General features: G+C 38.7%; 12 protein-coding genes. 10 read left to right on the top strand and 2 right to left on the bottom strand.

Going from position 1 to position 16,829, the window contains the following annotated elements; genetic code table 11:
- The first annotated feature begins 173 nt into the window (after nucleotides 1-173).
- Nucleotides 174-650 carry an acyl-CoA thioesterase gene (locus PGN18_RS05910; protein ID WP_335318477.1) on the top strand — a complete coding sequence of 159 codons (477 nt, stop codon included), beginning with the start codon at nucleotides 174-176 and terminating at the stop codon, nucleotides 648-650.
- Between the two features lie 428 nt (nucleotides 651-1,078).
- Here PGN18_RS05910 and PGN18_RS05905 read toward each other — a convergent pair whose 3' ends face one another.
- A complete protein-coding gene (locus tag PGN18_RS05905; RefSeq protein WP_335318476.1) occupies nucleotides 1,079-2,830 on the bottom strand; it encodes a HAMP domain-containing sensor histidine kinase in 1,752 nt (583 codons plus the stop codon).
- A gap of 859 nt (nucleotides 2,831-3,689) precedes the next feature.
- Entirely contained in the window at nucleotides 3,690-4,211 is a 522-nt protein-coding gene (locus PGN18_RS05900; RefSeq protein ID WP_335318475.1) for an NADPH-dependent FMN reductase, read from the bottom strand.
- Nucleotides 4,212-4,393: 182 nt separating this feature from the next.
- Here PGN18_RS05900 and PGN18_RS05895 point away from each other — a divergent pair, with 182 nt between their 5' ends.
- The 9 genes from PGN18_RS05895 to PGN18_RS05855 all read left to right on the top strand — a co-directional run bounded on the left by PGN18_RS05895 (nucleotide 4,394) and on the right by PGN18_RS05855 (nucleotide 16,828).
- Nucleotides 4,394-5,197 (top strand): ParA family protein, encoded by an 804-nt coding sequence (locus PGN18_RS05895; RefSeq protein WP_335318474.1) that lies wholly within the window; start codon nucleotides 4,394-4,396, stop codon nucleotides 5,195-5,197.
- Between the two features lie 7 nt (nucleotides 5,198-5,204).
- The gene (locus tag PGN18_RS05890) at nucleotides 5,205-6,113 is read left to right on the top strand and encodes a ParB/RepB/Spo0J family partition protein (RefSeq protein ID WP_335318473.1); all 909 of its coding nucleotides are present in this window, start codon (nucleotides 5,205-5,207) and stop codon (nucleotides 6,111-6,113) included.
- The gene (locus PGN18_RS05885) at nucleotides 6,113-6,826 is read left to right on the top strand and encodes a DUF5683 domain-containing protein (protein ID WP_335318472.1); all 714 of its coding nucleotides are present in this window, start codon (nucleotides 6,113-6,115) and stop codon (nucleotides 6,824-6,826) included. Before PGN18_RS05890 ends, PGN18_RS05885 begins: the two co-directional genes overlap by 1 nt.
- Before the next feature lie 121 nt (nucleotides 6,827-6,947).
- Entirely contained in the window at nucleotides 6,948-7,682 is a 735-nt protein-coding gene (gene dapB / locus PGN18_RS05880; protein ID WP_205056345.1) for a 4-hydroxy-tetrahydrodipicolinate reductase, read from the top strand.
- A 138-nt stretch (nucleotides 7,683-7,820) separates the two neighbouring features.
- Nucleotides 7,821-9,014, top strand: coding sequence for a signal peptidase I (gene lepB, locus PGN18_RS05875; RefSeq protein WP_335318470.1), 1,194 nt, complete (start codon nucleotides 7,821-7,823; stop codon nucleotides 9,012-9,014).
- 148 nt (nucleotides 9,015-9,162) lie between these two features.
- A complete protein-coding gene (locus tag PGN18_RS05870) occupies nucleotides 9,163-10,353 on the top strand; it encodes an ROK family protein (protein ID WP_335318469.1) in 1,191 nt (396 codons plus the stop codon).
- A 119-nt stretch (nucleotides 10,354-10,472) separates the two neighbouring features.
- Complete coding sequence (locus PGN18_RS05865; protein WP_335318468.1) at nucleotides 10,473-13,739, top strand: SusC/RagA family TonB-linked outer membrane protein; 3,267 nt, start codon at nucleotides 10,473-10,475, stop codon at nucleotides 13,737-13,739.
- Nucleotides 13,740-13,758: 19 nt separating this feature from the next.
- Nucleotides 13,759-15,351 (top strand): SusD/RagB family nutrient-binding outer membrane lipoprotein, encoded by a 1,593-nt coding sequence (locus tag PGN18_RS05860; protein WP_335318467.1) that lies wholly within the window; start codon nucleotides 13,759-13,761, stop codon nucleotides 15,349-15,351.
- A gap of 55 nt (nucleotides 15,352-15,406) precedes the next feature.
- Nucleotides 15,407-16,828 (top strand): alpha-L-fucosidase, encoded by a 1,422-nt coding sequence (locus PGN18_RS05855; protein ID WP_335318466.1) that lies wholly within the window; start codon nucleotides 15,407-15,409, stop codon nucleotides 16,826-16,828.
- Nucleotide 16,829 lies beyond the last annotated feature (1 nt).

Raw genomic sequence — 16,829 nt, 5'->3', positions numbered from 1 at the left:
ATTATTATCTATGTTTATCCGTTTTATCTGTGGTTAAACTTGGCGATGTAGGTTCTTACCAACTGGCACCAGGTTACCTATCACTCAGATGGCAACACCTGATTGCACCCTTAATCTACTTTTTTATTATACCGTATTTATAATATCTTAGCAAACCATTAAATCAGCTAATTATGCCCAAAGCCAAAAACCATATCGAACTTCAATTTTTAAGCGAACCCTCTGATGTTAACTATGGCGGTAAGGTACATGGCGGGATGATGATGAAATGGATCGATCAGGCTGCTTTTGCCTGCGCCCTGCAGTGGAGCCAAACCTATTGTGTAACCGTTTATGTGGGGGGAATCAGGTTTTTTCATCCTGTTCACATCGGGCATTTGGTTAAAATGGAAGCACGCATTATTTACACGGGTAAAACCAGTATGCATATCGCCGTTGATGCTTATTCAAAACCGGTAGAGCAAACCGATTTTGTTAAAAATACACACTGTATTATTGTTTTTGTTGCGGTAGATGACAATGGTCAACCAAAGCCAATTCCGGCTTTTAAACCTAAAACAGAAAAAGAAATTGCCATGCACGGTTACGCTATCAAATTAATGGAACTGCGTAAAAGTATCGACAAGGAAATGGAACCGTACATTGTATAGGTGAGGGTTGAGCCGTTGGCTTTTAGCGTTAACTACAGAAAAAATGAGGTAATACATCGGGTGCTAGGAGTTATTTTTGCAAACATGTTACCACTTAATTCTCTGTGATAAATAGCTGATTACTTGGGTTTGATTAATAAGCTCTTCAGAAGATTTTCGTAGATATTTTTATTTCTAGTCGTCACCCTGACCTGTAGCGAAGCGGAAAGCTACGAAGTAAATTTATTCCAGGGTCTATTTTACAGTAAAAGATGCTGACCACGAAGTAGCTACAATGCAATTGAAAACGCTAGCACTACTTGTAAAATAAATTCAGCATGGCGATTTGCTCTATATAAATAATTGCATCAAAAATCTTAATAGCTACCTGAACTTAAGCTCTTAAGCTCTTCGAAAAGCGTTGCGTCCTTTGCGTTAAAAAATAGAACCTATTCCGCAACAGGTAAACTAAAACAAAACTTGCTGCCTTCCCCAATGGCACTGACTACCCATATCTTCCCATTTTCGGCTTCGATAAAATCTTTAGAAATAGCTAAGCCTAATCCAGAGCCAGATTTATTCTGACCATCAGTTGGTACCTGGAAATACCTGTCGAATAATCTTTTCTGGTATTTTTCTTCAATTCCTTTTCCAAAATCGCGCACAGAGAATTCGACAAAATTGTCTTTTTGTAAAACATCAATAACTACTTTCGATTTTTCTGAACTGTAACGCAAGGCATTAGATAAAAAGTTAACCATTACCCAGGCTGTTTTTTGGATATCGGCATTTACATTGGGTAAATTCTGGTCGCAATTAAGCACCAGTTGAATCGATTTCTGTTCGGCCTGGAACTTAACTGCATCAACAGCATAATGCACAATTTCTTGTGGCTTGATTAGGGCAAAAGTAAGTTTCAAATTACCGGTTTCCACTTGCGAGAGATCAAGCAGTTCACTGGTGATTTTTAGCAGTCTGTCGCTATCTTCTTTAATGTGGTTAAGCAACTCGTGCTGTTCTTGGTTCATCATACCCACACGTTCATCGTTAAGCAATTTCAAGCTCATTTTGATGGATGAAAGCGGTGTTTTTAGTTCATGTGAAACCGTGGCAATAAAATTGGTTTTAGCTTCATCAAGCTCTTTAAATTGTGTAATGTTTTTTAAGGTGTAAACGCTTCCGGCCGATTTACACGAAGCAATCAAGGTGTTATCATCCTGCTCCTCATAATTTGGAATAATGATTTCGCGATTCTCCAGCAGAAAATAAGATTCTTTGTCATCAGCATAAATTTTTAAGGTGTTGTCATTGGTTTCAGGTTTAATGATCCGTTTCAGCAACTCATTTTTTTGCATCAGTTCGGCGACGTTTTGACCAATCACCTTATCTTCATCCAGGCTAATCAGTTTTGCTGCCAGGTGGTTCAAAAAGAGTACTTCTCCTTTCTCATTTAAACCGATAATGGCATCCTGCATTTGCGCAATTATGGCTTCTATACGTGATTTTTCGGATTTAATTTTAGATAAGTTGCTGTTTTCCCATTCATTTAATTTAATTACCATTCCGTTAAAGGAGTGTGCCAGTTCTGTAAACTCATCTTCGTTTTTGAAATGCAAACGCTGTTTATAATTTTTACGACTAATCTGTTTAATTGCCGCACTAAATTCGGCAAGGGGATTGGCCACAAAACCCGGAAAGTTGACAATGAAGGTAAAAAGGATGATAAAACTTAGGGTTGCCGCTATCATAATATAGAGGTTTGCCCTTGATGAGGTCTCGTTCGCCAGTTCGTTTTTATCGTAAATGGCCTTCATGTTCACCTGTTCTATATTCTGCAGTGCAACGCGCACGTTTTTAATGCTACTTGCTTTAATCGTTGCTGATGGTGAGCCTTTCAGCGCATTAAAAGCTATTTCCAATTTCCGGAAGGCTGCTTTTTCTCCGGGTTCGGTAATGTTTAAGCCCTCATTTTTCAGATTATCCTCAAACGTCGTCAGCTGTTTGTTGTTTAAGGGAAAAGCATACTGGTCGATTATATTGCGCATGGCGGCAACATATTTCAAAGATTTGTAGTTGTCTTTAAGAATTACCTTCGATTTATTGGAAAGCTCATTTAAAAAAAAGAGTGCAATTAATCCGAAGGATAAGACGATGATAAAGAGAAAGCCGAATCCGAGGCGGAGTTTGGTTTTTATTTTCATGGTGATTTATTTAACCGCAAAGCGTAAAAATTTTTCCGCGAAAAACGCAAAGCAATTCACTCTTTTCGTGGTAAAAGTAACTTATAATTGAATCTGTTTACTGGTGAACTAAATTAAATAACAAAGGTTAGATAATTTGCATCCGTTCAGCTTGTGATCAATAGTGATGCCAGTGCATCAACTTGGTATTTAAATGGTTGTTGAATAGGTGTTTACGTTATTTTCGTGATGGCAATAAATAAAATAGTCTTTTCATTTTGGAAGGGTTTTTATCATAATGAACTATTATTCCTGAAAGTTCACAGCACTGTTTTGCGTGTCTAAACCCTTGCCCGTTGCAGGCGGGTGATCGGAGCGAACCTCGGTTGCAACGAAGTAAAGCGAAGAGCAGGAACAAACCTTACTATGCAACACAGGTTTTGCTTTCTAAATCAGAAAACTTTCGAACTATTTTTAGGAAAGCAGTTTTCAGAGCATTTAGGTTACTTTAGTCCTGCTTTTGCTTATAGTCCTCGCTGCGCTGCGGGCTATTCCGCTCGATCAGGTTTAGGTGGCACGGCCTGTAAGGAGATTTGGGGTTGCAAAGCGTATAAATTATTATGCCTTTAACATTATTCGTGGGTTTTACCGCACTGTCCAGTGTTCCTAAACCCCTGCCCGTTGCAGGCGGGTGATCGCAGCGAGCACGGAGTGTAACGGAGTAAAGCGGAGAGCAGGAACAAATATTCCTATTAAACACAGGTTTTGCTTTCCAAATCAAAAAACTTTGAAATTATTTTTTAGGAAGCAGTTTAGTGAGGTTTAGGGTACTTTAGTCCTGCTGGGACGGTCGCTGATCTTCAGAAATAACGATATTTTATTAAAACTTAATAAACTTCTCTATCTGCTCATCTGTAAACTTAACGGTATCCGGCTGATTGAGGTTACCCGCTTCATCTAATTCGGTTTTGATATTTGGAATATGCAACCGTAAGGGTAAAATATTCAGGTGAATATAGTGGCAAACACCTGTAAAATGATCTACACCTCGGATATTGCCATATTTGCCGGAGGAAATGCCCACCAAAGCTGCTTTTTTATCGTAAAAACTATCAGGGAAATTGCAGGCATCTATTAATACTTTTAGTACGCCCGGGTAGCTGCCGTTATACTCCGGCATGATAAATAAGAACTTTTCGGTATGATTAATCATGTTCTGGATTTCCTGAAAGGCTACTGATCGTTTGCCATACATATCGGTATTTAAAACATCTGCAGGCAGGTGCTCCAGGCTGAATAGATTGGCTTCGGTTCCTTTTTCTTTTAATTGCTTTTGGTAATATTTAGCAACTTTTAGCGTATTGCTATTGGGCCTGTTGGTTGCAGCTATAATCGTAATCATGGATAATTGTTAATAAGATGTGTAAAACCCAAATACGCTTCTTGCTAAAATTGCCATATAGTTTGTATCTTAGCTGATTGTGAAAAAGGCCGTAAACAAGGCAAAAATAGAACTTTTTTGTTGATTTTACATGCATAAATAACACAGCCCAAATAAACGTTAAGTAAATTTCGGATACATAGATGAGCAAAATTATTGCATTAGCAAATCAAAAAGGTGGTGTTGGTAAAACAACTTCATCTATAAACCTGGCTGCTAGTTTGGCCGTACTAGAATACAAAACTTTACTGGTAGATGCTGATCCTCAAGCCAATTCAACTTCGGGTATCGGTTTCGATCCCCGGAATATTAAAGATAGCATTTACGAGTGTATCATCAATGATATCGATCCTTTACAGGCCATCCAAAAAACGGATACACCGAATTTAGATTTATTACCCGCCCACATTGATCTGGTAGGTGCTGAAATCGAAATGATCAACCTCAATAACCGTGAGTATAAAATGAAAGCGGTTTTAGAGAAAGTTAAAGATCAGTACGACTTTATTATCATCGATTGTTCGCCATCTTTAGGTTTAATTACCATCAATGCTTTAACTGCTGCCGATTCCGTTATTATTCCGGTACAGTGCGAGTATTTCGCTCTGGAAGGTTTAGGTAAGTTATTAAATACCATCAAGATTGTTCAGAACCGTTTAAACCCCGACCTGGAAATTGAAGGTATTTTATTAACCATGTATGATGTACGTTTGCGTTTATCTAACCAGGTAGTAGAAGAGGTAAAAACGCATTTTAACGAATTGGTTTTCGATACCATCATTCAACGTAATACCCGTTTAAGTGAGGCACCTAGTTACGGTGTTTCGGTAATTATGCACGATGCGAATTGCAAAGGTGCCATTAATTACCTGAACCTTGCCCGCGAAATCGTAAAGAAAAACGGCCTTTTAAAGGAAGAAGAAAACATTGGAACAGCAACATTATAAATTATAGATGACATCTTTTCAGCGAAAAACAGGTTTAGGAAGAGGGTTAAGTGCGCTTTTAGATGATAGCGAATCTGCTCATCCACCGAAACAGCAGGTAAATGCGGTGAGTGAAACCGAACAGATTGGCAATATCAGTCACGTCAATTTAACTGAAGTTGAAACCAATCCATATCAGCCCCGTACAGAATTTGATCAGGTAGCGTTAAACGAGCTTGCCGATTCGATAAAGATCCAGGGTTTAATACAGCCTATTACCGTTAGAAAACTGGCTGCAAATAAATACCAGCTCATTTCTGGCGAACGTAGGTTCAGGGCTTCTAAACTGGCTGGTTTAACGAAGGTACCTGCTTATATCCGCAGTGCCAATGATCAGCAGATGTTGGAAATGGCCCTGATCGAAAATATTCAGCGTGAAAATTTAAATGCCATAGAAGTAGCATTAAGTTTCCAAAGGATGATTGATGAGGTGGGTTTAAAACAAGAGCAATTAGGCGAGCGTGTAGGTAAAAACCGTACCACGGTGACCAATTACCTGCGTTTGTTAAAACTTCCCCCTGCTATTCAGGCCTCTATCCGCGATCAGAAAATTAGCATGGGACATGCACGGGCCTTGATTAATGTTGATGGCGTGGACAAACAATTGTTTATTCATCAGGAGATTTTAGAAAAAGGTTTATCTGTGCGTAAAGTGGAAGAGCTTGTGCGTAATTTGCAACATCTACCGTTAAAAGCCAGCGAAAAGCCAAAAGAAAAAGCCGTTTCCTTTCAGTATCAAAAATTACAGGACGATCTCGCTTCTAAATTTGCTACCCGTGTAAAATTAAAGGTAAGTCAGAACGGTAAAGGGGCAATAGAAATTCCTTTTATGAGCGATGACGACTTAAACCGGATTCTGGAACTATTAGACTGGTAATGCAAAAGATTAAGCTTTTTATACTGGTTGCTATATTCGCATTTTTTCTGGTGAACTTTGCCGCTGCGCAGGTTAAGGATACCTTATTAAAACCCGCTGATACCTCAAAGATCAAATTTTCTAAATCTTTAGATACCGTGGCTAAGAAACCGATGACCAGAAAGGATTCGATGAAAGCCAAGTATGTTAACCCAGGTAAGGTTGCCGGTAGAAAAGCTGTTTTCAGATCGATGATTATACCCGGCTGGGGCCAATTGTACAATATTCAATTACTTAACGATGGTTACGGCACCAGGGCAGGAAAAAGCCAGGTTTTTCAAAAGATCTATACTGGTGGCAAAATTGCAGCCATTTACGGCGGTGCAACTGCGCTTACTTTATCGCTAATGGATAGCAGAAAAAACTATAAACGTTTTTTGAACGAAGCACAGTACCGCCAGGATCATCCAGGAAAAAAGTTAGATTTAACGCAGTATAGTGATCAAGGTGTTCTGGACGGTAAAAGTTTGTACAAGCGGAATTCGCAGATTGTATACTTTTCGTATGGGTTGCTGTATGCGGCCAATATTATCGATGCTTATGTTGCAGCCCGTTTGCATTTCTTTAATATTGATGATAACCTTTCGTTTAGGGCAGTGCCATCTGTGATGGGCACCGATTCGATGTATGGTTTCAATTTAACGCCGGCACTAAAATTATCGCTGACATTCTGATGCCTCAAACCATCATGAATAGCAAGGAAAGTATGAACTTTGGGTTGGTAACGATTTATGAATTAAGTGTCGACATTACGTGCTCAAATAATAACAAAAACTAAAAAACAAACATAAAGAAATGAAAATTGCGCTTTTAGGATATGGTAAAATGGGGCAGATTATCGAAAAATTTGCGTTGGAACGCGGCCACGAAATTGTGCTTAAAATAACAATCGATAATCAGGAAGATTTAACCAGACAAAATTTGAAATCAGCTGATGTGGCCATCGATTTCAGTACGCCTGATTCCGTTTTAAAAAATATTGATGCCTGTTTTGATGCCAATGTTCCTGTGGTGGTAGGAACAACCGGCTGGTACGGCAAATTACAGGAAGTAAAAGATGATTGCGATAAAAGTAACAATACTTTGCTTTATGGGTCTAACTTCAGTATTGGCGTAAATTTGTTTTTTAAGCTTAACCAAACTTTGGCCAGGCTCATGAATAATTATCCCGCCTATGATGTTCAGGTTGAAGAAATTCACCATACACAAAAGCTGGATGCGCCGAGTGGTACGGCCATTACCCTGGCAGAAGGAATAGTAGATAACCTGGATCGGAAACAAGAATGGTTAAATGAAGTGGTAGGAACTGATGTTGAGTTATTTCCAAAAGCCGAACAATTATTGATAGAATCGCATAGAATAGAAAATATTCCAGGCACACATACCGTAATTTACAGTAGCGAGGTTGATGAGATAGAAATTAAACATACAGCCCATAACAGAGCTGGTTTTGCCTTAGGTGCGGTAGTTGCGGCAGAATGGTTAAAAGATAAAAAAGGATTTTTCAGTATTACTGATATTTTTGAATAAGCAGAAGTTTTTAGTTAACAGTTGGAAATTTTCAGCTGGCAGTTTATTCAACCCGGAAATCAAGTTAGGGAACCACAGTAAAGGATTACAGATAACAGGTAGCCGATTTTATAAATCGCTAAACCAAAAATAAGACATATGAATTATAAATTCTGGCAACGAAAAAAAGATGCCCCAAAGAAGAAAAAAACGAAAACCCGCGAATGGGCAGATGCAATTGTTTTTGCAGTAGTGGCTGCAACCATCATCCGTGTATTTTTTATCGAGGCCTACACTATTCCATCTGGTTCAATGGAGCGGTCATTACTAATTGGCGATTTCCTTTTTGTAAGTAAAGTTAATTATGGGGCACGTATCCCAATGACGCCGGTTGCTTTTCCTTTTGCTCACCACACCATGCCTTTAACTACTTCTACCAAAGCTTACTGGGATGGCGTACAGTGGAAATATCACCGTTTACCCGGTTTATCTAAAATTAAAAGAAATGATGTAGTGGTATTCAACTTTCCCGAAGGAGATACCGTTGCAGTAGAAAACCAGGCAGAAAGTTATTATGCGTTAGTGCGGAGCATGGGCCGGGAACAGGTAAGGAGTACCTATACTATTGTAGACCGTCCGGTAGATAAACGTGAGAACTTTATTAAAAGATGTATTGGTATTCCGGGCGATGTCATTTCGATGAGCAATGGTATCGCCAATGTAAATGGTAAGGATGAACCTTTAAAAAATACAGGTATGATGCCTTATCGCATTGAGTTTAAAACCATGGAATTTAATTATGCCGCGCTTGATGAGTTTAATTTAAACCTGGGAAGTGTACCTGCAGTGGCTGCCAATACCTACATCGTAGATGCTAGCCCGGAAATTGCAGAAAAGCTGAAAACTTTTGATTTTGTAAAATCAGTAACCTTAAGCCCTGATCCTGCCGGAGCCGTTCCGGGCGGTGTTTTTCCGAATGATCCAAACAGGGTTTGGAACAGAGACAACTTCGGACCGATTAAAATTCCTTCAAAAGGCTGGACGGTTAAAATCGATAGCACTACCATGCCATTGTATTACAGGGCAATCAGAACTTACGAAGGCAATAAAGTGGAACAAAAAGCCGGTGTTTGGTATATTAATGATCAAGTAGCCACTACCTATACTTTTAAAATGGATTATTATTGGATGATGGGCGATAACCGCCATAATTCAGCTGATTCGCGTTATTGGGGTTTTGTGCCTGAAGACCATATTGTAGGTAAAGCTTTATTTGTTTGGATGAGTTGGGACAGCACCGCATCTTTTTTACATAAAATAAGGTGGAGTAGATTATTTATGGGAATCCATTGATAAAATATAATTCTTTAAAAAGGGCGGATAATCGAAGATTATTCGCCCTTTTTGTTTCCAGGACATTTTTAATTGACTTTTAAAAAAAATTAAAAAGTATATGAATGTTTTAAAAATATTTTTTAAGTTTGAGATATAATCAAATATCATGTCTGTAATTGTTGCGAAAAATCAGCTGCTTAGGGCTGGTATTATTAAGCATTTATACTATAAAAAGTCGCTTTCACTTACAGACCTAAGTAAGCTGACGCAAAAGAGTTTGCCTTTGGTTACCGCTGTGGTTAATGGTCTAATTGCTGAAGGCTATGTTATAGAGGAGGGTTTCGCTCCATCAACAGGTGGTAGAAGACCGGCAATGTTCCTGATCAATCCGAATCTAAAAAAATATATAGTGGCTGTTGCAATGGATCAGCTTACATCGAGGCTGACCATTTATAACCTTTCAAGAAAAATGGTTACACCCATACAGACTTTAGAATTTGAGTTGTCAACAAATGAGTGTAATATTGGCGACCTTGTTGATTTTATCAATAGCAGTATCAATCAATCTAAAATCGACCGGGCAGATATTTTAGGTGTTGGGATTGGTATGCCAGGTTTTGTGAATGCAGATGAAGGCATAAACCATTCTTTTCTGAAAGTTAATGAAAGTACAACCTTACAGCATTACCTCTCTTCCAAAATCAATTTACCTGTACATATAGATAACGATTCCAGTTTAATTGCACTGGCCGAATTAAATTTCGGAGAAGCGGTTGATTTAAAGGATGTAATGGTCGTGAACATCGGCTGGGGAACAGGCTTGGGCATCATTGTAAATGGTAAATTATATCGGGGAAGTGGCGGCAATGCAGGTGAGTTTAGTCATATCCCACTTTCAGAAAGTGACAATTTGTGTTCTTGCGGCAGAAGAGGCTGCTTAGAGGTGGATACTTCATTATTGGTAATGGCTAAACGAGCCGAAGAAGCCATCGCTGCAGGCGCCGAATCGAGTATGGAAGCACTGTTCAAAGATAAAAGTAAACACCCAGCAGATCATTTTTTACATGCGGTACGTGAACAAGACCCTGTAGCCATATCTGTTTTAGCTAAAGCAATTTTTCAATTGGGTAAAGGGGTAGCTACTTTGATTCACCTATTAAACCCTGAATGTATTGTTTTAAGTGGACGTGGTGCAAAGGCTGGTAAAATGCTCTTACCGCCAATCCAACAAGCCATCCATGAATTTTGTATTCCCCGAATAGCCGAGCAAACCGAAATAAAACTTTCTACCCTGACGGACGAAGCTGAGTTATTAGCTGCCGGAAGTTTAACAATAGAACATAACCAGTTCGATTAGAAAGATAACTAACAATTTGAAGATAAATATTTAACCAAAACCAATACGATATGGCAAGATAAAAAGGCTCAATGCAAAATCTAAATTTTTTAAACTAATCCTAAACTAAACAAAAGAAAATGAAAAAAATGTACTTAAAGTGTTTGAGTATATTGTTGTTATGCTGTATAACAATAAGTGCTTTCGCACAGAAAAATATTACCGGTACGGTAAAAGACGCATCAGGGCCTCTTCCTGGTGTAAGCGTTTCTATTAAAGGAACTTCCAAGGTAACCCAGACAGATGGTAGTGGAAAATTTTCATTATCGGTAAATCCTGGCGAGGTTTTGGTTTTCACCGCAATAGGTTTCGCTAAACAAGAAGTTGGCATAAATAATCAGACATCACTTAATGTTATCCTCAAAGAAAGTAGTAATCAGCTTGATGAAGTTAATGTGGTTACAACTGCACTAGGTATTAAGAGGCAGGAAAAATCTCTTGGTTATGCAGTGAGCACTGTAACTGCTAAACAGCTAACAGAAGCTGGCAACACCAACTTTGCATCAGCACTTTACGGTAAAGCTGCAGGGGTAAAAATTACAACAGCTCCAGGTGGTGCAAGTAGTGCGGTGAATGTTCAGATCAGGGGTATCAATTCTATTAACTATAATCAGCAACCTTTATATGTTGTGGATGGAGTAATGATCAGAAACGATGGACAAAATGGTGCTGCTGGTGCTAACAATAATAATTATTGGGATGATCAACGTGTTCGTGGTAATGGTATCTTGGATATCAATCCTGCGGATATTGAAAGCTTAACCGTTTTAAAAGGTGCCAGTGCATCGGCATTATATGGCTCTGATGCTGCAAGTGGTGTTGTTGTCATTACGACTAAAAAAGGGTCGAAAAATAGAGGTCTAGGTGTTGATTTTAACTACCAGGGTTCAATTGATCAGGTTGCGTTCTTGCCTAATTTCCAAAATACCTATGGTCCTGGTTATGATAGAGAAACTAACGTAGCAAATGGTGCAACTGAAGAAGGTTGGATTGCTGATGCTGCTTCTCCTAGTGGTTTCCGTCCTTATTTTAGGGCATATGCTAATTTTGGTCCTAAAATGGAAGGCCAACAGGTAAGATGGTGGGATGGTTCAATCCGTTCATTCACTCCTCAACCCAATAATTACAGAGATGTATATCAGAATGGATATACTTCTAACGCAAACGTTGCCATTTCGAATCAAACAGAAGGTGTTAACTATCGTTTTTCGGCTTCACGTTTAGACTATAAGGGTACTCAGCCAGGAAATACCGGATCAAAAAATACCTTTAACTTAAATTCTACAATTAAACTTGCTCCAAAGTTATCTGCAGATGTGATTGTGAGTTATGTAAATACCATTACCAAAAACAGACCTTATCAATTAGGACAGGTTCTGGGTTCATTTGGTGGTTTTTTCAGTCGTGCAGAAGATATGGGCTTGATGAAAGAGAGATTTCAAACAAGCAATGGTTATAAGTATGCTACTTTTGATCAAACTGCTCGTCCTGAACCATTTATTTTCAATATCAGAGCCACTAATTTGCTGGATTTTTACTGGCAACAATTGAAAAACCAATATAATGAAAATGAAAACAGGTTGTTATCTAGTTTCACGCTAAACTACGATGTTGCGAAAAATTTGAAGTTAAGAGGCCGTATCGGTAATGATTATACCAGCGCTAAAACGGAAAACCGTCAGTATACTGAAATTCCTAGTGCATTGAACGGTAATACAAGCACAGGATCATATACCACTACCCAAGGTCAGTATGCTGTACTTTACGGAGATGCATTATTAACATATTCAAACAAAATCGGTGAAGATTTTGGCATCTCGTTGAGTGGAGGTTATCAAGGTAGAAAAGAAACTTATAAAGACTTAAAATCGAATACCAGAGATGGACTAGTAACGGAGAATTTCTTCGCCCTATCTAACTCATTCAATGTTCCTGAAACTACTGAAGCACGTAAAGAACAGCTTAAATACGCCTATTTAGGTTTAGTAAATTTAAGTTATAAAGATTTCTTATTTGCTGAGGGTACAGCCAGACAAGAATATGTTTCTACGCTTCCTCCGGGAAACAATCAATACTCATATTACTCAGTAAACAGTGGTTTTGTTTTTAGTGATCTTTGGAAGTTACCAAAATTCTGGAGCTATGGAAAGTTAAGAGCTTCTTATGGTGTGGTAGGTAATGCCCCCCCTATTTATGAGGCCAACATTTCATATAAACAAACATCATTACAATCCATAAATGGTGCGGTACCATCACTTGTTTCATTATCTTCATACGGTAACTTAGGCCTGATGCCTGAGAAGAAACATGAAGCTGAGTTCGGCTTAGAAACAAGGTTCTTAAACGGGAGATTAGGTTTGGATGTAAGTTATTACAATAACAGAATTAAAAATCAAATCTTACCACTGGATGTTACTTCAACCAATGGGGCTCAAAAACAGATTATTAACGTAGGTGAAGTAGGTAATAAAGGCTGGGAGATTGCTTTAAACGCAACGCCTGTTTCCGGAAAATTCAGATGGGATACCCGTTTAAACTTCTCAACCAATAAATCGAAAGTAAATTCATTGTATGATGCCAATTCCGAGATCAATTTCTATTCTTCAGATCAGGCTACTGCTAAAATTGTGGCCAGGGCCGGCGAGGATTTGGGTAATATTTATATCCGTCCGAGAAAAACTGATGCAAATGGAAATTACCTAATCAATGATGACGGTTTCTATGTAATGGATAATTCTGTGTATGTTAAGGCAGGAAACATCATGCCTAAAGCAGTTGGAGGTTTCTCTAATACGCTTAGCTATGATAATTTCGCACTAGACTTTACAATCGATTACCGTTTTGGAGGTAAAATGATTGCGCCTAATCTGAAATACATGCGTGGTGCAGGTATGTTAGAGAATTCAATGGAGTTTAGAGATGTAACTAACGGTGGTTTAACTTATACCAGCAATGGTAAAACCTACAACGACGGTGTGGTATTGAAAGGTGTAAATCAAACAACCGGACTGCCGAACACTAAGGTACTCTCTGCCGCTGATTATTACTTAACAACTTATAACTGGGGTGAAGGTTCACTAACCGAAGCAGAAATTTTTGATAATAATTATATCAAAATGAGGGAAATTGTATTGAGCTATAAAATTCCGGCATCGTTCACTAAAAAACTAAAAATTTCTAATCTAAGATTTTCATTGATCGGACGTAACTTATTCTATATCCACAGAACGTTGAAAGATCTTGATCCAGAGGCACCACTTGGAAACAAATGGTGGTCACAAGGGGTAGATGTAGGCTCAACAGCAGCATCTAGAAACTTCGGATTTTCATTAAATGCAAATTTTTAGCCAACACAAATAAGATATTATGAAAAAGTTAATCATAAAAGCAAGTTTTCTTGTATTGTCACTAACTGTTGCGGTTGGTTGTAAAAAGGATATTGATGATAAATTTAATAATCCTGAAAACGTTTTAGATCCGAATTTGCCGGGATTGTTTACTGGTATGCTTAATAATGATCGTGTAGCTACTAAATATTGGAACGTACGTACATTCTTAACTCAAATGCCAGGTGTATACGCACAAACTGCCTACATTGCCAATGGTAATACCGTTTATCAGCAAAGCGATAGTTATTCACAACAATATTGGGATGACTTTTACAGTCCTGGTGGTAACGGGAGCGGTACCATTGCCTTGTATAGAGCAATGGAAAAAAAGTTTAATGCCCTTTCAAACACTGATCAGGCAGCTCAAAAAGTAATTTTACAAGCTGCCAAAGTAGTGATGATTGAACAGGCGGCGAAAATGGTAGATTTATGGGGTGATATCCCATATTCTGCTGCTGGTAGCTTACCTACAAACAGTACCATTAGCAATCCAAAGTACGACGATCAAAAGGCGTTATATACTTCCTTTATTGCTGATTTGGATGCAGCAGCTACATTTTTTAAGTCGGCAAACACTACTGCGGCTTTTGCTAAATCAGATATTCTTCTTAAAGGTGACATATCAAAATGGACGCGCTATGCAAACTCATTACGTTTGAGATTATTAATGCGTATTTCTAAAACTGATGAAGCAACCGCTAAAACTGCAGTTTTGCAGATGCTGGGTAATCAATCCGGATATCCGTTAATTGATGGTGGCAATGTTGGAACCTATAACCCAGGCAACAGTGACGTGTTACTACAACCTTTAACCAATAGTACAAGTGATTTGCATGATGCCTTTTTCGAAGGCAGTTGGTACGCTACTGATTATATGTTAAACACAGTTCTATTGCCAACTAACGATCCACGTATTCCTGTATTGTATGATAAATTTGGTCGTACTGTTGGTGGTAAGTTTGTTCAAAATGCAACTTATAGAGCAATGCCGGTAACTTTTACTACTGCCCAACAAGAATCGAGCTTTGCCGATTATTCTGTGTTAGATTCTGGTACTTTTGTTTTCAACCAAAAGCTTCCAGGGATTTTAATCACAGCTTCCGAAGTGAACCTGTTAAAGGCAGAAGCTTACGAGCGATGGGGCAGTACAACAGATGCAAAAACTGCGTATGAAGTGGCTTTAAGGCAGTCTGTTTCATTCTATTATTATCTTAATAATCTGAATCAGGGTGCTTATGTGAGATTAGATGCGCCTGCTGCTGCAACTGTTGATACTTGGATAAACACTTCTACTGCGGCTTACACCGGTGCTTCGGTAGATAAGTTAACTAAGATTTATACTCAAAAATGGGCTCACTTTGGTGTGCTACAATCTATTGAAGCATGGTCTGAATATAGAAGAACTGGTGTGCCCATGTTAACATTTCCTACAAATGGAAAGCAGGCAGGATTTGAGACTCCACCAACAAGATTGGTTTATCCGGCAAAAGAGAAAACTTTAAATAGTGCAAACTATCAGGCTGTACAGGCTAAAGATACCCGCAAAACTAAAATATTCTGGATGCCTTAATCCATTTAAATTAAATCCCGGTAGTTTCTGCCGGGATTTTTAATGATATTACAATATGAAAATACTGAGCCTTTTAATTGCCTTTATCTCTTGTGTCAATATCGCTTTTGCGCAACGGAATGATATCATGAAAGAATCAACCCAATACGAATGGCCTAAAGATGAAACAGTAAAGAAGAAGCTGGAACATTGGCAGGACCAGAAGTTTGGCATGATCATTCATTGGGGCGTATATGCGGTTCCGGGAATTATTGAATCCTGGTCAATCTGCTCGGAAGACTGGATTGAGCGAGACAGTACGATGAAGTACGATGATTACAAGAAATGGTATTGGGGATTAAGTGAGAAATTTAATCCAACGCAATTTAACCCTGAGCAGTGGGCAAAGGCTGGTAAAGATGCCGGAATGAAGTACCTGGTCTTTACCACCAAACATCATGATGGCTTTGCCATGTTTGATACTAACGAAAGCGATTATAGTATTGCAAAAGGTCCATTTGCCAATAATGCTAAAAAAGATGTTGCCAAATATGTGTTTGATGCTTTCCGGAAGCAGAACTTTATGATTGGTGCTTATTTTTCAAAGCCCGACTGGCATTCGCAATATTATTGGTGGGATAAATACGCTACCGCAAATAGGAATAATAACTACGACATCAGAAAGAACCCATGGCGTTGGAACAAGTTTAAAAGCTATACCCAAAACCAGATTGGCGAGTTAATGAATAATTACGGAAGTATTGATATTTTATGGTTAGATGGTGGTTGGGTAAGGCCTTTGGCTTCAGTAAATGAAGAGGTACTTTCATGGGGTGCACCCATTCCAGAGTGGAGCCAGGATATTGATATGCCTAAAATTGCAGCTGATGCCAGACAAGCACAACCGGGTTTGATCGTTGTAGATAGGACGGTGCATGGACAATACGAAAACTACCAAACCCCTGAACAAAAAATCCCTGAAAAACAGTTGGATTACCCATGGGAAAGCTGCATGACTTTAGGCGGAGCCTGGGGGTTTGTGCCCAACGATCAGTATAAACCGGCAAAAGAAGTGATTCATAAACTGGTAGAAATAGTGGCTAAAGGAGGAAGTTTGCTTTTAGGTGTTGGCCCAAAGGCCGATGGAACACTTCCCAATGATGTAATTACAAAGTTGGAGGAGATTGGTAATTGGACGAGCAAAAATGGTGCGGCCATATACGGCACAAGAATTACCAAGAATTATCATGATGGGCAAAACTGGTTTACCCAAAGTAAAGATGGCAAAACCATTTATGGGATTTCTTTACTGGATGGTTATGCACCTCAAGAAATTTCCTGGCGTGGCAGTATCCCGAAGAAAGGAACTTCGATTACGTTATTAAGCAATAAGAAAAAAGTAAAATGGAAATTAACAGAGGGTAAAGTGCATTTTGATTTTCCAAAAGCCGATGAGAAAATTGCGTTGGCTTTCTCTTTTACACCGGAAACCAATTAGT

This window comes from Pedobacter terrae (assembly GCF_036946585.1).
Lineage (GTDB): Bacteria > Bacteroidota > Bacteroidia > Sphingobacteriales > Sphingobacteriaceae > Pedobacter > Pedobacter terrae_C.
Note: the sequence above shows the minus strand (reverse complement) of the source record. Positions and strands in the feature narration are given on the sequence as shown.